Below are 17537 nucleotides of genomic sequence, written 5' to 3' on the forward strand. Positions count from 1 at the left end.
GTCCCTCCACTCGTGGAACCTCCACGGTGGCACCGGCCCGCCGCCCGCGCACGTCCGCCCGCGCACGTCCGCCCGCGGCGGGGTCGAAGCGCGGCCGGGGCGGGTCAGGAGGCGGCGGCGGTCTCCGGGTGGTACTGCTCGCGCACCGCCGCGAACTGCTGGCGCACCGCGCCGCCGACCGCCAGGTCGTGCTCCTGGTCGGGGGCGAGCACGGTGAGGTCGGGCAGCTCCCAGTGCGGGGGCTCGGGCGTCCCGGCGAGCGCCCAGGCGGCCTGCCGGGCCGCGCCGCGCGCCGCGTGGTCGCCGCCCGGCGGGGGGACCACCACGGGCAGGCCGAACAGCTGCGGCGCGATCTGCTGCACGGCGGGCAGCCGCCCGGCCGTCCCCAGCAGGAACACCCGGTTCACCGCCACCCCGTGCCCGCGCAGCACGTCCAGCGCCTCCGCCAGGTTGCACAGCATGCCCTCGACGGCGGCCCGCGCCACGTGCTGCGGCGCCATCGACTCGGCCCGCAGCCCGGTCAGGGTGCCCGCCGCGTGCGGCAGCTTCGGGGTCCGCTCGCCGTCCAGGTAGGGCAGGAAGACCATCCCGTACGCGCCGGGCGAGGACTGCAGGGCCAGTTCGGACAGGCCCGCCAGGTCGGTGCCGAGCATCGCGGCGGTGGAGCGCAGCACCTGCGCGGCGTTCAGGGTGGCCACCATCGGCAGGTGCCGGCCGGTGGCGTCCGCGAACGAGGAGACCAGGCCGGACGGGTCGACCACCGCCCGGTCGTGCACCGCGAAGATCGTGCCGTTGCCGCCCAGCGACACCACCGCGTCGCCCGGGCCCAGCCCGAGGCCCAGCGAGGCCGCCATGTTCTCCCCGGTGCCGGCCGAGATCAGCAGCCCCTCGGGGGTGTGCCCGGCGGGCTCGGCCGGGCCGAGCACGTCCGGGAGGTTCAGCTCGTGGCCGAGCGCCAGCTTGACCAGGTCCTGCCGGTACTCGCCGGTGATCGGCGACCAGTAGCCGGTGCCGGAGGCGTCGCCGCGGTCCGTGGTGCGCCGCCGGGCCCCGCCCAGCAGCTGGGAGACCAGCCAGTCGTGCGGCAGCAGCACCTCGGCGATCCGCTGCGCCGACACCGGTTCGAACTCGGCCAGCCAGCGCAGCTTGGCGATGGTGTACGTGGGGCCCGGCACCGCGCCGATCGCCTCCACCCAGGGCTGCGGGCCGCCCAGCGCGTCCAGCAGCGCGGCCGCCGAACCCGCCGAGCGGGGGTCGTTCCACAGCAGCGCGGGGCGCACCAGCACGCCGCCCGCGTCCAGCCCGATCAGCCCGTGCTGCTGGGCGGAGACCCCGATCGCCCGGACCCCCTCCAGCAGGCCCCCGGCGGCGGCGTCGCCCAGCGAGTGCAGCCAGTTCTGCGGGTCGACCTCGGTGCTTCTGGCGTCCTCGCCCTCCGGCAGCGGGTGCGGAGCCCGGCCCTGCCGCAGCACGGCGCCGGTGTCGGCGTCGCACGCGACGATCCGGGTGCGAGTGGTGGAGCTGTCGATGCCCGCGACGATGGCCATGCCGAGATCATGCCGCAGTCGACGGCCGGGGCGGGACCGACTGCCGCAAGTGTTGCCCAGTCGGTACCGGAACCACCCCGTCCGGCGACCGTCCGCCCCAGCTCAGCGGGGCTCCACGGCTCAGGGGCGGACCGTGCCCCAGCCGTCGTCCTCGCCGTGCTGCTTGGCGAAGTACGGGACGCGCTCGGTCAGCGCGTTCGGCAGCTTCTCGCCGACCTTGTCGGCGACCGCCCCGGCGGCCTTCCCGGCCACCGCGCCGGCCTGCTGCTTGGCCTTCTCCGCCGCGTCCTGCACCCGCGGGTTGTCCCGCACGTGCCGGGCCGCGCCGGCCAACTGCTCGTAGCGCTCGCGCCCGGCCCGAGTGCCGAGCACGTACCCGATCCCGAGACCCACCAACAACGACACCTTCCACATGCCCTGGTTCCACCCTTCGTCGCCGCGCGATTGTGTGCCGCGTCTACCCGTCCGGCCGGGCCGTGAACCACCCTTCCGGTGGCGGGTCCGGGTCGGCCGGAGCCGCCGTGCACCAGCATCCCCGTCCGCACCGCGGGGCGCGCGCGGGGCGCGCCGGACCGGGCGGGGCGCGGGCGGCCCCGAGGTGGGGGAGCGGGTGGCCCCGGGGCGGGCGAGCGGGCCGGGCAAAGCGATTGGCGGAACACCCCCCTGAGTGCGCTAATGTATGTCCCGCAGCGAGCACCGTGGGCCCCGGAGCGATCCGGAGACCGGGGTGGGCGAGGCGGAAGCACGATCCTCCATAGCTCAATTGGCAGAGCAGCCGACTGTTAATCGGCAGGTTATTGGTTCGAGTCCAATTGGAGGAGCGCGGTCCCCCATAGCTCAATTGGCAGAGCAGCCGACTGTTAATCGGCAGGTTATTGGTTCGAGTCCAATTGGGGGAGCTTCACCGGAAGTCGCGGTGATCGGTACAGAGCGAGGGCCCTTCGGCGATGCCGGGGGGCCCTCGTGTTTCCCGGGCAGGCGTCACCGGTCCAGGCATCACCGGGCCAGGTATCACCGGAGCGGGCTCCCGGAACCGGCCCCGACTCAGCCGGAGGCCCGTCGGTACAGGTCGGTGACGTGCGCGTCGAAGGCCACGCTGTACGAGGTGTCCGGGCTGATTCCGCCCTCCTGGTGGCCCCCTATCACCCCGACCACCTGGCCCGCGTCGGTGACCCACGGGCTGCCGCTGGTGCCGTTGGTGAACCCGGCGCAGTCGAAGCGCTGCTGGGTGGCGCTGTACGAGGAGGTGCGGGCCCGGCAGGTGATCGGGGCGTCGTCCTCGTTGGGGTAGCCGGTGACGGTGACGTCCAGCCCGGAGCCGAGGCCGGCGGCGAGCGCGTCGGCGCCCACCGCGTCCTCGACCTGCTCGCCGTCGAGCGCCCCGACGGTCAGGAAGGCGACGTCGTGGTCCTCGTCCTGCCCGGCCTCCCAGTCCGGGTCGAGGGTCACCTCGGTGACCGGCCACGTCCCGTGCGGGGCCCGGCCGTCCCGGTAGCCGGGGACGAACACCAGGTCGTCGGTCCGGACGCCGCCGGGGGCCGCGCAGTGGGCGGCGGTGACCAGCAGGTTCCGGCCGGGGCTGTGCACCACCCCGGCGGTGCAGGCGCGGGCGCCGTCGGGGCCGCCGACGAACAGCGCGCCGACCCGGTCGGCGGCCGGACCTGCGGCGGCGGGACGGGCGACGGCCTGCCCCTGCTGCCCGTCGCCGGCCTGCTCGGCGGAGCCGCAACCGGCCGCGGTCGCGGCCAGCAGCAGCGCCAGCGCGCCGACGGCCGCGGCCGGGAACGCGCCGGGTCCGGGGGAGGTGCGCGACACCGTCGCTCCCTTCCGCTCGGCGGCCCGCCCGGGATGCCGGACGGGTGGTCCCAGCAAGATCTACCAGGGCCCGCACGGGCCGGGCAACCGAGGTCCGGCGGCCGCCCTCCCGGCATCCGGGCGGGGCCCGACGTGGCGTCACGAGCCGTCGGACGCCTGTTGGTGAAGCGTTGGGACCCGGCCGCCGCAGCAGTTTCGGTAGGAGGTGGCGGCGGTGCCGCCGCCCTCCCGATAGCCGCTGATCGCGCTGGTCGCGCCGACCACGGTACCGGCGTGGGGCTTCGGGGCGATCCGCAGTTGGTCGGAGCTCTGTTCGGGTGCCCGGTGGCCTTCACCGCCGAGGTGCAGCCCCGGTCGGTGCCGAGCCGGTCGCCGCCCGGCGCTTCCCTCACTCCCGCGCCTGCCGTCCGTCCTGCGGCCGTGCGGTGGCGAGGGCCGCGTCCAGGTGCTGGCCGCCGCCGCGTCGCCAGGACGAGGGAGGGCGCGGCAGTCGGGCGATCGGATAGGCCGGACCCGGGGGCGACCGGGCCGGGGTCGTCGCTCGCGCCGCTCCCGCTCCTGCTCGTGCTCGTGCCGATCCGACGGTCGAGCATCACCCGCCGCCGGACGGTCCGTCATCGCCGTTCCGCCGGCACCGTCCGCAGCCCCGGGCGGCTCCGCTGCGCCGGGTGTCGACGGGGTGTCGACGGGGTGTCGACGGGGCGTCCCGGGGCACCGGGCCGGGCGGGCGTGGCCCGCTGCCGGGGCAGGTCCGGCGGCGTGGAGGGGCGGCGGACCTGCCCTACTCGGATGCGCCCCCGGCGCGCACCACGGGTGATCGACCGGCTATGCTGCCGGGGGCGGCCCTGAGGGGCCGTCTGCTGCTGCCAGGACCGCATCGTCGGCCCCGGCGGGTCGAGTCGGGGGGCGGTAGCTCAGCCGGTTAGAGCAGGGGACTCATAATCCCTTGGTCGTGGGTTCGAGTCCCACCCGCCCTACCTCGGCCGCTGACGGACAGTCAGCCGGTGGGGCCCCCTGACCAGGTGAAACGCCTGACGTGCCACGCAAACTTTAGAGCATCGACCCGCTGCGCGGCCTCTTCCGCGCCGAAGTTCACCCGCTAGTGAGACAACCGGCGAAACGCTGACGAAGCCCGCGGACCCCCGGGACCCGCGGGCCTCGCCGTTTCCGGCCCCCGCCGACCGGCGCCCGGAGCCATGGGCCGGTCTCCGCGCGGAAGGGACTCGTCATCCCCTGGGTATCCCGTGGGCCCGGGTTCGGCAGCCGTTCGGGCCGCGCGGGGAGACTCCCTGACCGGGTGTCGGGTGGCACGCCCGGCCACGGGCTCCTCCGGCGGGCTCCAGGGCGCTGAGCTGCGGTGATGTGGGCGGGCGCGGCTGTGCATCGACCGATCGGATGATGCGGGGGTCCACCGGAACGCTCGCCGGGTCGAGCCGGTTCGCCGACGAAGTGGGGCCGGGGGCGGGGCAAATATGGAGTCAGGACGTCGACTGACCCGCCCCACCCGTCGCCCCGCATCTGTTGAGGCATTCCGTGCCGTACCTGCCGCTCCTCAGGAGGAGGACCGTGATCACCGCCCACGACCAACGCCTGCTCACCGCCGCGCACACCGGCGACCTCGACGCCGCCCGGACCGCCCTGGCGGCGGGCGCCGACCCGGAGGCCCGCGATCCGCACGGGCGGACGCCGCTGCTGCTGGCGGCGCTCGCCGACCGGGTGCCCGTCGCCGAACTGCTGGTCGCCGCCGGGGCGGACCCGGACGCGCAGGACGAGCGGGAGGACAGCCCCTGGCTGGTCACCGGCGTCACCGGCAGCGTGCCGATGATGCGCGCCCTGCTGCCCGCCGGGCCGGACTTCGGGCTGACCAACCGGTTCGGCGGGGTGAGCCTGATACCCGCCGCCGAGCGCGGCCACGTCGCCTACGTGCGGGCCGTGCTGGCGGAGACCGACATCGACGTCGACCACGTCAACCGACTGGGCTGGACGGCCCTGCTGGAGGCCGTGATCCTCGGTGACGGCGGCAGCGCGCACGCCGAGGTCGTCCGGCTGCTGCTCGCCGCGGGCGCGGACCCGGGGCTCGCCGACACCGACGGCGTGACACCGCTGTGGCACGCCGAACGGCGCGGCTTCGGCACCCTCGCCGAACTGCTCCGGAAGGCCGAGGCCAAGGCCGGGACCAGAGCCGAAACCCGGGCCGAGACCCGGGCCGGAGCCCGGAACGAACGGGAGAACGGAGGAACCGGATGATGACCACCCGCCGCAGGCGCACCGGCCGCACCGGCACGGCCGCCAGCAGCAGCCGCACCGGCCCGCTGCTGCGGCTGCTGCTGGCGGCCGTGCCGGTGCTGGCCCTCCTGCTGGCCGGCTGCGCCGACCCGGACGGCGACGGTGCGGCCGGAGCCCGCGCCGTACCCGCCCCCGCCGCCGCGCGATCGGCCGACGCGGCGCCGACCCCGGCCGGGACGCTGCTGGTGGCCGACTTCGGGTCCGACACCGCGACCTTCGTCGACCCGGCGCGCGGAGCGGTCGGCTCGGTGCGGGTCGGCACGGCGCCGTACGCGGTGGCGGTCGGGCCGGACGGGCGGGCCTGGGTGAGCACCGCGGAGGGCGTCGCCGAGATCGACACCCGGGCGCGCACGCTGCTCCGGAGCATCCCGTACCGCAGCTGGGCCGGGCCCGCGGGCACGGGCGAGTACCGGGGCGGCGGCATGGGGCTGGCCCTGTCGCCCGACGGCACCCGGCTGTACGCCGGCGTGAACATACCGGGAGGCGACGGCGTGCTGGAGGTCATCGACACCGCGAAGGGCGAGGTCACCGGCGCGGCCCCGATCGGTCGGCGCCCCTTCGACGTCGACGTCTCGCCGGACGGGCGGGAGGTCTACGCGACCGGCCACGACTCCTTCGACGTGACGGTGGTCGCGGCGGACGGCCTGGCCACCCGCCGGATCCAGGTCGCGCCCTACGGCACCGAGGGCGGGCTCGGCTCCTGGCTGAAACCGCACTACACGGCGGTCCGACCGGGCGACGGCAGACTGCTGCTCCCCTTCGAGGGCGAGCGCCTCGCGGTGGTCGACCCGGCCACCGGCCGGGTCGCCATCGAGCCGATGACCGCCGACACCCATCAGCACGGCGTCACCATCGCCCCGGACGGACGCCTGCTGGTGGTCGGCTCCGGCCCGATCACCAAGGACGACCGGGGCCCCAGCCTGACGGTCCGCAACCCCGACGGCAGCGAACGGATCTACCCACTCGGCATCCCGCACGAGAACGTGGCGCTCTCGGCGGACGGACACACGGCCTACGTCACCGGCGGCTTCACCAGGGACGGCTCCTGGGACGGAGTCACCCTGGTCGACCTCGACAGCGGCGCCACCCACCGGGTGGAGGCCGGCCACCGGCCACTGGGGGTGGCGGTGCTCTGACGGCCCGGCAGTCGGCGAGGGGGGAGCAGCGGAGGGAGAGCGGTACAGGATCGAGCGGTCGAGCGATGCCCGGCGGGAGAGAGAGGTGGAGTGGTGGAGGGCGGATGAGGTCCGGCCGCCGGACGGCGAACGGTGCCGGGCGGTGCCGGGCGGCGCCGGACCGCCGGGCAGCGCTCCGGCGGGCTGCCGGGAGGCAGGCTCTAGGGTGGGCGGATGCTTCCCGCCGCTGTCCTGCCCACGCCGTTGATGCCGGTCGACGATCCGGAGTTCGCCGCCGCGGGCGCGGAGTTGTGGCTCAAGCGGGACGACCTGGCGCATCCGACGGTGCCCGGCAACAAGTGGCGCAAGCTCGCGCCGAACCTGGAGCGGGCGGTCGCGGAGGGGGCCCGGGGACTGCTCACCTACGGTGGGGCGTACTCCACGCACGTGCGGGCGGTGGCGGCGGCTGCGGGTGGGCTCGGGTTGGCCAGTGTCGGGGTGATCCGCGGGGCGGAACTCGCCGGGCAGCCGCGCAACTGGTCGCTGGCGCGGGCCGAACGGGACGGGATGGTACTGGAGTTCGTCGAGCGTTCCGCCTACCGGGCGGTGGCGGACGGCCGGGCGGAGCGGCGGGCGGGGTACTACGTGCTGCCCGAGGGCGGCTCCAACGGCCTGGCCGTACGTGGTGCCGCGGTGATCGCCGGTGAACTCGTCGGCCAGCTAACGGACTTCGGCTCGCGGGACGTGGTCTGCTGCGCGGTCGGCACCGGTGGCACGCTGGCCGGGATCGCGGCGGGGCTGCCGTCGGGGCCACGGGCGCTCGGCGTGGCGGTGCTGCGCGGGGAGGGCTACCTGGAGGACGAGGTGACGGCGCTCCACCGGGCCGGCTACGGGCGGGAGTTCGCCAACTGGCGGCTGGCCCACGGGTGGCACGGCGGCGGCTACGGGCGGGTGCCCCCGGAGCTGGAACGATTCGCCGGCTGGTTCGAGGCCGCGTACGGGGTGCCGGTGGAGCGCCGGTACGTGGCGAAGGCGCTGTGGGCGGTGTACGGGCTGCTGCGGGCGGGCGAGTTGCGGGAGCGCCGGGTGACGGTGGTGGTGACGGGGGTCCCCGACCCGGCGCCGTGAGGTCGTGCGGCGGGGTGGCGCGGTGGGGCGACCCGGTGGGGCCCGACCACCCGCCCGTTCCCGGGGCGGCCTCGGAAACGGACGGGCAGCGGACGAGCGAGCAGGCGGCCGGTCAGCCGAAGTTGAGGTCGCTGCAGAGGTCGGTGTCGGCGGGGCGGGTGTTGTCGGTGATGCCGGACGGGATGGCGGTGGGCAGGGCGCTGGGCGAGGCGCTGCTGCCGGTACTGCCGGTACTGCCGGTACCGGTGATGCCGCCGGTACCGGTGCTGCCGTCCGGGTCGGCGGCGTCGGGCCCGCCGAGGGTGTCGGCGCGGTCCTGGCCCAGGGTGAGGACGATGCCGTCGAGGGGGCTGCTGCGCAGTTCGGCGCCGGGGTAGAGCCGGGCGAGCTGTTCGGCGGCGGACCGCAGGGAGGGGGCGTACTCGATCAGGGTGGTGCGGCGGGTCGGGGTGTTGGCGCCGATGGTGATGTCGGTGTAGCCGCTGCCGCGCAGCGAGAGCGCGGTGCGGCCGGCCAGCCCGGCCGTCTTGGCGGCGTTGTGCACGGTGACGGGCACGTTCAGCGTCGCGCCATCGGTGGCGCCCGTGCCGCCCGCGCCCGCGCCGCCGCTCGCGGTGGCCGTCGCGGTGGCGGAGGGGGACGCGCCGGGGCTAGGCTCGCCGCTCGCGCCGGGGCTCGCGCTCACCCCCACCGCCACACCCGTCCCGGGGCTCGCGCTCGCGCCGGCCCCGCCGGTGGGGTGGCCGTCGAGGGTGCGGTCCTGGCGCAGCAGGCCCCACAGGATGCTCGCGTCGGGTTCGACCACGGCGACGCGGGCGCCCTGGAAGCGCCAGGGGAGGGTGACGAACTGGATGTCGGAGAGCTGGATGTCCTGGAGGGACTGGGCGAACTCGGCGAGCTTGTAGGGGGAGCCGAGCTCGGGATCGACGGTCAGCGACTTGGTGGCGGCGTCGGCCAAGGGCAGCAGGGTGGTCAGGTCGAAGCCCTCGCCCTGCACCTTCTTGATCAGCGAGGACATGAAGGCCTGTTGGCGGAGCATCCGGCCGATGTCGGAGCTGTCGCCGAGGCCGTGCCGGGCCCGGACGTAGTCCACGGCCTGCTGTCCGGAGACGGTCTGCCGGCCCTTGGTGAGGTGGATGCCGTACGAGTCCACGTCGTTGGGGACGCAGACGTCCACGCCGCCGACGGCGCTGGTGATGGCGGCGAAGCCCTTGAAGTCGACCACCAGGGTGTGGTCGACCCGCAGGCCGGTCAGCGCTTCGACGGTGTTCTGCGTGCAGGCCGGGTTGCCGGCCTTGAACTCGCCGACGGTGAAGGCCGAGTTGAACATCTGGTTGGTCCGCTGCGGGCTCCACTTGCCGTCCGGCAGCAGGCAGGGCGGGACGGTGACCAGGGTGTCGCGCGGTATCGACACACCGACGGCGTGCTTGTGATCGGCGTACACGTGCAGCAGGATCGCGGTGTCGGAGTGGCCCACGCCCTCGTCGCCGCCGCCCAGCGAGCTGTTGCCGTCGTCGCGGGTGTCGGAACCGAGCAGCAGGATGTTGACCGGGCGCCCGCCGGTGGGCGCGGGCGTGGCGACCGGAGGGCGGCTGGAGGCGATGCCCTCGGGCGCGAAGGTCGTGATGTTGCGGTCCAGCCGCTGGTAGTACCAGGCACCGGCGCCGGCCGCGGCGACGACGAGCGCGGCAGCGGTGGCGCCGAGCCCCCGGGCTATTCGGCGGCCACGGGAACGGGTCGGAGCGGCCTTCGGCGTGGCGTCGGTCATCGGTCGGCGGTCTCTCTGCGCGCAGCGGCAACTGGTACCCGAGGGAAGGCACTCGGCTGATCCGCCGCACTGCGGATCGGCACTCGTCACTACTTGGACGGTTCGGCGAACGGAATGGTTACACGCGAACCATCTTTTTCGAGAATTTCTTCGATCCGCCGGAACCGGCCAGGTCAGCGGTGTCGTCCGGGCGCGAGAGGGGGGCGGCAGCGGGAGGGCGCGGGCGGGCCCCAGTGGGCTCAGCCCGCCCGACCGCCGGGCGCGGAGGCCGGGCCGGGGGCGGTGCCGGACGTGGAGTCCAGCATCCGCCGCAGCAGGTCGCGCAGCCGGGCGCGCTCGTCGCCGTCGAGGGCGGCCAGCGGCTCGCGGGCGAAGTTCAGCGACTCGCGCAGTTCGGTGGAGGCGGAGCGGCCGGACTCGGTGGCGACCACCAGCTTGACCCGGCGGTCCTGCGGGTCGGACTCGCGGGTGACGAAGCCGCGGCCCTCCAGCCGGTCGACGATGCCGGTGATGTTGGACGGCTCGCAGGAGAGGGTCTGGGCGATGTGCCGCATCGGCATCGGCCCGCGCCGGAGCAGGGCCAGCACCTTGGCCTGGGCGCCGGTGAGCGAGCGGGCGGCCGCGGCCTCCTCGTACTCGCGGTGGAAGAGCCCGACCAGGCGCGCCATCAGGTCGACGACCTCCAGCGTGATCGGGTCGGCGGCCGGGGTCCGCTCCGCCGTCATGGCCTGCTCCTCCTGCTGCTCCATGCTTCCGAGTCTAGCTGAACATTTGACAACGTGAACCTTTCATCCTCACGATTGCTTTAGTCAGTGAATATTTCACCCTGAGGAGTAAGTGATGACGGAGCAGGACGCCCTCCCCGCCACCGGCCGCGAGTGGCACCTGGCCGCCCGCCCGCAGGGCTGGCCCGTGCCCGGGGACTTCGCCCTGGTCGAGGCCCCGGTCCGGCGGCCCGAACCCGGCCGGATCACGGTGCGCAACGCCTACCTCTCGGTCGACCCGTACATGCGCGGCCGGATGAACGACGTGAAGTCCTACGTCCCGCCGTACGCGCTCGGCGCGCCGATGGACGGCGGCGCGGTCGGGTACGTGGTCGCCTCGGAGGCCGAGGGCTTCGCGGTCGGCGACGCGGTGCTGCACGGGCTCGGCTGGCGCGAGTACGCGACGCTGGACGCCGCGCACGCCGTCAAGGTGGACCCGGAGCTCGCCCCGCTCTCCGCCTACCTGGGCGTCCTGGGCATGCCGGGCCTGACCGCCTACGCCGGGCTGCTGGAGGTCGCCTCGTTCAAGGAGGGCGACACCGTGTTCGTCTCCGGCGCGGCCGGTGCGGTCGGCTCGCTGGTCGGGCAGATCGCCCGGCTCAAGGGCGCCAAGCGGGTCGTCGGCTCGGCCGGCTCGCCCGCGAAGGTCGCCGCCCTGGTCGAGCACTACGGCTTCGACGCCGCCTTCGACTACAAGGCCGGCCCGGTCGCCGAGCAGCTGGCCGCGGCCGCCCCCGAGGGCATCGACGTGTACTTCGACAACGTCGGCGGCGAGCACCTGGAGGCCGCGATCGGCGCGCTCAACCTGCACGGCCGGGTCACCCTGTGCGGCGCCATCGCCCAGTACAACGACACCGCCGCCCCCGCCGGCCCGCGCAACCTGGCGCTCGCCATCGGCAAGCGGCTGCGCCTGCAGGGCATGATCGTCGGCGACCACGCCGCGCTGCGCGGGCAGTTCCTCGCCGAGGTCGGCGGCTGGCTGCGGGAGGGCGCGCTGCGCTCCGACGAGACCGTGGTCGAGGGCGTGGAGAACGCCGTCGACGCCTTCCTCGGCATGCTGCGCGGCGCCAACACCGGAAAGATGGTGGTCAAGGTCGGCGCCTGACGCCGCGTCGGCTGCCGCACCGTCAGCACGCCCCCGCCGGAGCGCGATCCCCGGCGGGGGCGTGCGCGTGCGGCCGTTCGGGGGAGCTGGGCGCTGCGGGGGTAGACCTCTCGGACGGACCGACTAGCATGGGGTGAAAGCTTGTCCGTTTTGCTCGATTTGATGACCTAATGTCGAATAAATTGAGCTCCCCGGGGTAGCCACTGATCAGGACCCGCCGGTGACGGAGCGAGGCAGCTGGGGAAGGCGACCCTCGTCCACAGCCAGGAGGTCCCGGTGACGACACGTGGTGTGCTCTACATCCACTCCGCGCCCCGCGCGCTGTGCCCGCACGTCGAGTGGGCGGTCGCGGGCGTGCTCGGCGTGCGGGTCAACCTCGACTGGATCAGGCAACCCGCCGCGGCCGGCCACTGGCGGTCCGAACTCTCCTGGCAGGGGGAGCCCGGCACCGCCTCCAAGCTCGCCTCCGCGCTGCGCGGCTGGCAGCTGATGCGCTACGAGGTGACCAGCGAGCCCTGCGCCACGGCGGAGGGCGAGCGGTACTCCTCCACGCCCGCGCTCGGCATCTTCCACGCCGTCACGGGCCTCCACGGCGACATCCTGATCCCCGAGGACCGGCTGCGCGCCGTGCTGCTGCGCGCCCGCAGCGAGGGCGGCGACCTGGAGGCGGAGATCGCCAAGCTGCTCGGCAAGCCCTGGGACGACGAACTGGAGCCGTTCCGGTACGCGGGCGAGGGCGCGCCCGTGCGCTGGCTGCACCAGGTGGTGTGACGCGCCGAGGGGGGTGGGGGGGTTAGAACCCCCCCACCCCCCTCGCGGGCAGTGCGACGTACCGTCGTCAGACGGTGCGGAAGGCCAGCACCACGTTGTGGCCGCCGAAGCCGAAGGAGTTGTTGAGGGCGGCGATCCGGCCCTCGACCGGCAGCTTGCGGGCCTCGTCGCGGACGATGTCGGCGTCGATGTCGTCGTCCAGGTCGACCACGTTGACGGTCGGCGGCGCGATCCGGTTGTACAGGGCCAGCACGGTGGCGACGGTCTCGATGCCGCCGGCGCCGCCCAGCAGGTGGCCGGTCATCGACTTGGTGGCGGAGACGGCCACGTGGTCGAGGTGCTCGCCCAGGGTGCGGCGCAGCGCCTTGATCTCGGCGGTGTCGCCCTGCGGGGTCGAGGTGGCGTGCGCGTTGACGTGCACCACCTCGGACTTGTCCAGCTCGTTGCGGGCGAACAGGTCGTCGATGGCGCGGGCCACGCCGGCGCCGGTCGGTTCGGGCTGGGCGATGTGGTGGGCGTCCGAGGACAGGCCCTGGCCGACGGCCTCGCAGTAGACCCGGGCGCCGCGGGCGGCGGCGTGCTCGGCGGACTCCAGCACGATCACGCCCGCGCCCTCGCCGAGCACGAAGCCGTCGCGGGCCTTGTCGTACGGGCGGGAGGCGTGCTGCGGGTCGTCGTTGTTCTTGGACATCGCCATCATGTTGGAGAAGGCGACGATCGGCAGCGGGTGCACCGCGGCCTCGGTGCCGCCGGCCACGACCACGTCGGCGCGGCCGGTGCGGATCATCTCGATCGCGTAGCCGATCGCCTCGGCGCCGGAGGCGCAGGCGGAGACGGGGGTGTGCACGCCAGCGCGGGCGCCGACCTCCAGGCCGACGTTGGCCGCCGGGGAGTTGGGCATCAGCATCGGGACGGTGTGCGGGGAGACCTTGCGGACGCCCTGCTCCTTGAGCACGTCGTACTGGTCGAGCAGGGTGGTGACGCCGCCGATGCCGGAGGCGATGACCGCGCCCAGGCGCTCGGGGGCCAGCGGGTTGGCGTCGTCGGTGGCCGGGGCCTGGTAGCCCGCGTCCTTCCACGCCTCGCGGGCGGCGATCAGCGCGAACTGGGCCGAGCGGTCCAGCTTGCGGGCCAGCGGACGGGGCAGGATCTCACCGGGTTCGACGGCCACCCGGGCGGCGATCCGCACCGGCAGCTCGGCCGCCCAGTCCTCGGTGAGGGCGCGGACCCCGGACTTGCCGGCCAGCAGCCCCTCCCAGAAAGTGGCGGCGTCGCCGCCCAGCGGCGTGAAGGCGCCGATACCCGTGACGACCACGGTGCGGTTTTCAGCAGTCACTGGTTTCTTCTTCTCTCACATCTGGGGGAGGCCCGGGAGGCCGGTGGGAGGGGGACCGGTCGGGGCGCGGCCGGCGCGCCCCGACCGGGAGCCTGACGGCAGGTCAGACGTTGGCGACGATGAAGTCCACCGCGTCGCCGACGGTCTTGAGGTTCTTGACCTCGTCGTCCGGGATCTTCGCGCCGAAGCGCTCCTCGGCGGCGACGACGACCTCGACCATGGACAGCGAGTCGACGTCCAGGTCGTCGGTGAAGGACTTGTCGAGCGCGACGTCCTCGACCGGGATGCCGGCGATCTCGTTCACGATCTCGGCGAGACCTTCGAGAACCTCTTCGCGGGTAGCCATATCGGCTGCTCCTTCTCGGTGTTGACAGCGTGCGGTCCGGCGGACCGACGCGGGTTTCCAGGGGGGCGGGGGAAGAACGCCTAGGGGAGCGTAACGACTGCGGCGGCGTAGACCAGACCGGCCCCGAAGCCGATGATCAGCGCCAGGTCGCCGCTCTTGGCCTCGCCGCGCTCCAGCATCCGCTCCATGGCGAGCGGAATGGAGGCGGCGGAGGTGTTGCCGGTCTCCGCGATGTCGCGGGCCACCGGGACGTTCGGGGGCAGGTCCAGCTTCTTGACCATGGCGTCGATGATCCGCATGTTGGCCTGGTGCGGGATGAACGCGCCGAGCTGGTCGGCGGTGATCCCGGCGGCCTCCAGGGCCTGCTCGGCGACCTTCGCCATGTCGTACACGGCCCAGCGGAAGACCGTCTGGCCCTCCATCCGCAGGGCCGGCCACTTCGCCTCCTCGCCGGGCCCGTTGACCGCGTCCGGCTTGGCGAACGCGGTGTCCCAGGCCTGGGTCTGCGAGATCACGTCGGCCTGCGAGCCGTCCGAGCCCCAGATCACCCGGCCGATGCCGGGGGTGTCGGAGGGGCCGACGATCGCGGCGCCCGCGCCGTCGCCGAAGATGAACGCGGTCGACCGGTCGGTGACGTCGGTCAGGTCGGACAGCCGCTCCACGCCGATCACCAGCACGTACTCGGCGCTGCCGCCGCGCACCATGCCGTCGGCCAGGCTCAGGCCGTAGCCGAAGCCCGCGCAGGCGGCCGAGATGTCGAACGCCGGGGCGGTGCCGCAGCCGAGCCGCTGGGCGATCTCGGTGGCGATCGCCGGGGTCTGCTTCAGGTGCGAGACGGTGGCGACGATCACGCCGCCGATCTGCTCCGGGCGGATGCCGGCCATCGCGACGGCCTTGCCGGCCGCCTGCACCGACATCTCGGCGACGCTCTCCTCCGGCCCGGCCCAGCGGCGCTCGGCGATGCCGGAGCGGGTGCGGATCCACTCGTCCGAGGAGTCGATCCAGTTCAGCACCTCGGAGTTGGGGATCACCCGGGTCGGCCGGTAGCCGCCCACGCCGTGGATGCGGGAGTACTGGGCGCCGGTGGCCGGCTTGATGGTCGCGCTCATGCGCTCTCCTCCTGGCCGCCGTGCTCGGCCACGAGGGCGCGGGCCTTGTCGAGATCGGCGGGGGTCTTCAGGGCCAGCGTGGCGACACCCTTGACGTTGCGCTTGACCAGGTTGGTGAGCGTCCCGGCGGGGGACAGCTCGATCACGGCGGTCGCGCCGAGCTGCTGCAGGGTCTCCATGCACAGGTCCCAGCGGACCGGGTGGGAGACCTGCGCGACCAGGCGGGCCAGCACCTCGGCGCCGGAGCCGACCACCTCGCCGTCCCGGTTCGAGACGTACGCGAGGGCCGGGTCCGCGGTGGTCAGGGTCGGCGCCAGCTTCTCCAGCCGCGCCACGCCCGGGGCCATGTGCGCGGTGTGGAACGCGCCCGCGACCTTCAGCGGGATCAGCCGCGCGCCGGCCGGCGGGTCCGCCTTCAGCGCGGCCAGCTGCTCCAGCGTGCCGGCCGCGACGATCTGGCCGCCGCCGTTGTTGTTCGCCGGGGTCACGCCGTGCTCGGCGAGCTTCGCGGCGACCTCCTCCGGGTCGCCGCCGAGCACCGCGGTCATGCCGGTCGCGGTCGCCGCGGCGGCCTCGGCCATGCCCAGGCTGCGCTCGCGGACGAAGCCCAGCGCGTCCTCCTCGGAGAGCACCCCGGCCAGCGCCGCGGCGGTGATCTCGCCGACGCTGTGGCCCGCCACCGCGCCGACCGTCCCGGCCACGCCCTCGGGGAACAGCGCCGCGGCGGTCACCAGTCCGGCGGCCACCAGCAGCGGCTGGGCGACGGCGGTGTCCTTGATCTCCTCCTCGGAGGCCGCGGTTCCGGCGTGCACCAGGTCGAGCCCGGCCGTCGCCGACCACCGGCGCAGCCGGTCGGCGGCGCCGTCCAGTTCGAGCCAGGGGTTGAGGAAGCCGGGAGTCTGGGCACCCTGTCCAGGGGCGACGATAACGAGCACGGTTCAACCCTCTCTCGCCGGACGCCCGGGGGCGGGTAGGCGACGATGACGAAGAAAAGCACGTCGGCTTGTGGGTTCCCTACAGTCCGTTCAGCCCTGGTCCGATCCGGAACCGAGACGCCCCAGAGCAAGGGCGATGCGCAGGGTGAACGCCGAACGTACGTCTGACGGAGCATAGCCGGTGACGTCTGTCACACGACGCAGCCGGTAGCGCACGGTGTTCGGGTGGACGAAGAGCATCCGGGCCGCGCCCTCCAGGGAGGACGCCTGCTCCAGGTAGACACTCAGCGTCTCCAGGAGTGCCGAACCGGCCTCCTCCAGGGGTGTGTAGATCTCCTCCACCAACTGACGGCGCGCCACTTCGTCGCCCGCCAGCGCCCGTTCCGGCAGCAGGTCGTCGGCCAGCACCGGGCGCGGCGCGTCCGGCCAGGCCGCGCACGCCTTCAGGCCCTGCGCGGCGGCGTGCGCCGAGCGGGTCGCCGAGAGCAGGTCGCCGACCGTCGGGCCGACCACCACCGGGCCGGGTGCGAACTGGCCGATCAGCGCCCGGGCCGCGTGCACCGGCTCCTTGTCGCCGCCGACCACCACCACCAGGCGGCGGCCCAGCACACCCGTCAGCACGTGCAGTTTGGCGTACCGGGCGGCCCGCCGGATCGCCTCCACCACCAGCTCGCTGTCCCCGTCCGGGGCGCTGCCCATCACCACCCGCACCTGGCTGGGCTGCCCCCAGCCGAGCGCCGCCGCCCGCGACAGCACGCCCTCGTCGGCGTCGCCGGACAGCAGCGAGTTCACCACCAGCGCCTCCAGCCGGGCGTCCCACGCGCCGCGCGCCTCGGCGGCCTGCGCGTACACCTGGGCGGTGGCGAACGCGATCTCCCGGGCGTAGACCAGCACCGACTCGCGCATCCCGGCCTCGTCGCCGGGCGCGGCCACCTCCTCGATGGCCTCCTCCATCACCTCGATGGTGGTGCGGATCAGCTCCACGGTCTGCCGCAGCGTGATCGCCCGGGTCAACTCCCGCGGCGCGGTGCCGAACACGTCCGTGGAGATCGCCTGCGGCGCCTCCGGGTGCCGGTACCACTCGGTGAACGCCGCGATGCCCGCCTGTGCGACCAGGCCGATCCACGAGCGGTGCTCCGGCGGCATCCGCCGGTACCAGGCCAGCTGGTCGTCCATCCGGGCGATCGCCGCGGACGCCAGCTTGCCCGCCGACTTCTCCAGCCGCTTCAGCGTCGCGGCCCGCAACTCCGCCCGCTCGGCGGCCAGCCGGCGCTCCTCGGCCGTCATCCGCCCCCGGCCCGGTACGGCGGCGGGGCGCCCGGGCGCGGCGGCGCGCTTGGCGGGCTTCTTCTCCGGGGCCCGTTCGGCGGACCGCTCCGGGGAGGAGCGTTCGCCGGACGACCGGTCGGAGGGCTTGTCGGGTTTCGCTGAAGCGGACGGCACGGCACTAGCCTGCCTCACCCTGACGGGTGCTCGTGCACGCCGGGCCCGATGTCGGCCGGTGGCACCCGT

At 74.4% G+C, this 17537-nt stretch carries 15 protein-coding genes and 3 tRNA genes; 8 read left to right on the forward strand and 10 right to left on the reverse strand.

What is annotated here, in order from left to right; translation table 11 throughout:
• Positions 1-104 precede the first annotated feature (104 nt).
• Positions 105-1547 (reverse strand): FGGY family carbohydrate kinase, encoded by a 1443-nt coding sequence (locus ACIP60_RS21105; protein WP_400686632.1) that lies wholly within the window; start codon positions 1545-1547, stop codon positions 105-107.
• A 120-nt stretch (positions 1548-1667) separates the two neighbouring features.
• Positions 1668-1961 (reverse strand): hypothetical protein, encoded by a 294-nt coding sequence (locus ACIP60_RS21110; protein ID WP_100836058.1) that lies wholly within the window; start codon positions 1959-1961, stop codon positions 1668-1670.
• Between the two features lie 334 nt (positions 1962-2295).
• Here ACIP60_RS21110 and ACIP60_RS21115 point away from each other — a divergent pair.
• A tRNA-Asn gene (locus tag ACIP60_RS21115) sits at positions 2296-2368 on the forward strand.
• A 5-nt stretch (positions 2369-2373) separates the two neighbouring features.
• Positions 2374-2446: transfer RNA gene (locus ACIP60_RS21120), tRNA-Asn, on the forward strand.
• Positions 2447-2591: 145 nt separating this feature from the next.
• Here ACIP60_RS21120 and ACIP60_RS21125 read toward each other — a convergent pair.
• Positions 2592-3362 carry a trypsin-like serine peptidase gene (locus tag ACIP60_RS21125; RefSeq protein WP_400686634.1) on the reverse strand — a complete coding sequence of 257 codons (771 nt, stop codon included), beginning with the start codon at positions 3360-3362 and terminating at the stop codon, positions 2592-2594.
• A gap of 903 nt (positions 3363-4265) precedes the next feature.
• On the opposite strand from ACIP60_RS21125, the gene ACIP60_RS21130 reads away from it, so the two are divergent.
• The 4 genes from ACIP60_RS21130 (at position 4266) to ACIP60_RS21145 (ending at position 7891) form a co-directional block, all read left to right on the forward strand.
• Positions 4266-4339, forward strand: a tRNA-Ile gene (locus ACIP60_RS21130).
• A gap of 592 nt (positions 4340-4931) precedes the next feature.
• A complete protein-coding gene (locus tag ACIP60_RS21135) occupies positions 4932-5609 on the forward strand; it encodes an ankyrin repeat domain-containing protein (protein ID WP_400687017.1) in 678 nt (225 codons plus the stop codon).
• The gene (locus ACIP60_RS21140; RefSeq protein WP_400686636.1) at positions 5609-6784 is read left to right on the forward strand and encodes a hypothetical protein; all 1176 of its coding nucleotides are present in this window, start codon (positions 5609-5611) and stop codon (positions 6782-6784) included. The genes ACIP60_RS21135 and ACIP60_RS21140 overlap by 1 nt, the downstream gene beginning before the upstream one ends.
• 213 nt (positions 6785-6997) lie before the next feature.
• Positions 6998-7891, forward strand: a complete 894-nt coding sequence (locus ACIP60_RS21145; RefSeq protein WP_400686638.1) for a 1-aminocyclopropane-1-carboxylate deaminase/D-cysteine desulfhydrase — start codon at positions 6998-7000, stop codon at positions 7889-7891.
• A gap of 112 nt (positions 7892-8003) precedes the next feature.
• Here the strand turns inward: ACIP60_RS21145 and ACIP60_RS21150 are convergent, their stop codons facing one another.
• Positions 8004-9659 carry an LCP family protein gene (locus ACIP60_RS21150; RefSeq protein ID WP_400686640.1) on the reverse strand — a complete coding sequence of 552 codons (1656 nt, stop codon included), beginning with the start codon at positions 9657-9659 and terminating at the stop codon, positions 8004-8006.
• Positions 9660-9898: 239 nt separating this feature from the next.
• Positions 9899-10408 carry a MarR family winged helix-turn-helix transcriptional regulator gene (locus tag ACIP60_RS21155; protein WP_400686642.1) on the reverse strand — a complete coding sequence of 170 codons (510 nt, stop codon included), beginning with the start codon at positions 10406-10408 and terminating at the stop codon, positions 9899-9901.
• 91 nt (positions 10409-10499) lie between these two features.
• Between ACIP60_RS21155 and ACIP60_RS21160 the strand changes: the two genes are divergently transcribed.
• Together ACIP60_RS21160 and ACIP60_RS21165 are read left to right on the forward strand one after the other, a co-directional pair.
• On the forward strand, positions 10500-11528 hold the full coding sequence (locus ACIP60_RS21160; RefSeq protein ID WP_400686644.1) for an NADP-dependent oxidoreductase: 1029 nt from the start codon (positions 10500-10502) through the stop codon (positions 11526-11528).
• A gap of 276 nt (positions 11529-11804) precedes the next feature.
• Positions 11805-12299 carry a DUF3145 domain-containing protein gene (locus ACIP60_RS21165; protein ID WP_100836053.1) on the forward strand — a complete coding sequence of 165 codons (495 nt, stop codon included), beginning with the start codon at positions 11805-11807 and terminating at the stop codon, positions 12297-12299.
• Positions 12300-12366: 67 nt separating this feature from the next.
• On the opposite strand, the gene fabF is transcribed toward ACIP60_RS21165, so the two are convergent.
• The 5 genes from fabF to ACIP60_RS21190 all read right to left on the reverse strand — a co-directional run bounded on the left by fabF (position 12367) and on the right by ACIP60_RS21190 (position 17312).
• Positions 12367-13635, reverse strand: coding sequence for a beta-ketoacyl-ACP synthase II (gene fabF, locus ACIP60_RS21170; protein WP_400686647.1), 1269 nt, complete (start codon positions 13633-13635; stop codon positions 12367-12369).
• A gap of 103 nt (positions 13636-13738) precedes the next feature.
• On the reverse strand, positions 13739-13981 hold the full coding sequence (locus ACIP60_RS21175; protein WP_033222346.1) for an acyl carrier protein: 243 nt from the start codon (positions 13979-13981) through the stop codon (positions 13739-13741).
• An 80-nt stretch (positions 13982-14061) separates the two neighbouring features.
• Positions 14062-15090, reverse strand: a complete 1029-nt coding sequence (locus tag ACIP60_RS21180; RefSeq protein ID WP_111553525.1) for a beta-ketoacyl-ACP synthase III — start codon at positions 15088-15090, stop codon at positions 14062-14064.
• Positions 15087-16025, reverse strand: a complete 939-nt coding sequence (locus ACIP60_RS21185; RefSeq protein WP_400686649.1) for an ACP S-malonyltransferase — start codon at positions 16023-16025, stop codon at positions 15087-15089. The genes ACIP60_RS21180 and ACIP60_RS21185 overlap by 4 nt, the downstream gene beginning before the upstream one ends.
• A 90-nt stretch (positions 16026-16115) precedes the next feature.
• Complete coding sequence (locus tag ACIP60_RS21190; protein WP_051055798.1) at positions 16116-17312, reverse strand: CdaR family transcriptional regulator; 1197 nt, start codon at positions 17310-17312, stop codon at positions 16116-16118.
• Positions 17313-17537: the final 225 nt, after the last annotated feature.

This window comes from Kitasatospora sp. NPDC088783, assembly GCF_044750705.1.
Taxonomy (GTDB): Bacteria; Actinomycetota; Actinomycetes; order Streptomycetales; family Streptomycetaceae; genus Kitasatospora; species Kitasatospora fiedleri.

Excerpts from the sequence above, each read along its gene's own strand:
- ACIP60_RS21145 (WP_400686638.1), top strand. The coding sequence starts at position 6,998 with ATGCTTCCCGCCGCTGTCCTGCCCACGCCGTTGATGCCGGTCGACGAT.
- ACIP60_RS21150 (WP_400686640.1), bottom strand. The coding sequence starts at position 9,659 with ATGACCGACGCCACGCCGAAGGCCGCTCCGACCCGTTCCCGTGGCCGC.
- ACIP60_RS21175 (WP_033222346.1), bottom strand. The coding sequence starts at position 13,981 with ATGGCTACCCGCGAAGAGGTTCTCGAAGGTCTCGCCGAGATCGTGAAC.
- ACIP60_RS21110 (WP_100836058.1), bottom strand. The coding sequence starts at position 1,961 with ATGTGGAAGGTGTCGTTGTTGGTGGGTCTCGGGATCGGGTACGTGCTC.
- ACIP60_RS21190 (WP_051055798.1), bottom strand. The coding sequence starts at position 17,312 with ATGACGGCCGAGGAGCGCCGGCTGGCCGCCGAGCGGGCGGAGTTGCGG.
- ACIP60_RS21105 (WP_400686632.1), bottom strand. The coding sequence starts at position 1,547 with ATGGCCATCGTCGCGGGCATCGACAGCTCCACCACTCGCACCCGGATC.
- ACIP60_RS21140 (WP_400686636.1), top strand. The coding sequence starts at position 5,609 with ATGACCACCCGCCGCAGGCGCACCGGCCGCACCGGCACGGCCGCCAGC.
- ACIP60_RS21180 (WP_111553525.1), bottom strand. The coding sequence starts at position 15,090 with ATGAGCGCGACCATCAAGCCGGCCACCGGCGCCCAGTACTCCCGCATC.
- ACIP60_RS21155 (WP_400686642.1), bottom strand. The coding sequence starts at position 10,408 with ATGGAGCAGCAGGAGGAGCAGGCCATGACGGCGGAGCGGACCCCGGCC.
- ACIP60_RS21160 (WP_400686644.1), top strand. The coding sequence starts at position 10,500 with ATGACGGAGCAGGACGCCCTCCCCGCCACCGGCCGCGAGTGGCACCTG.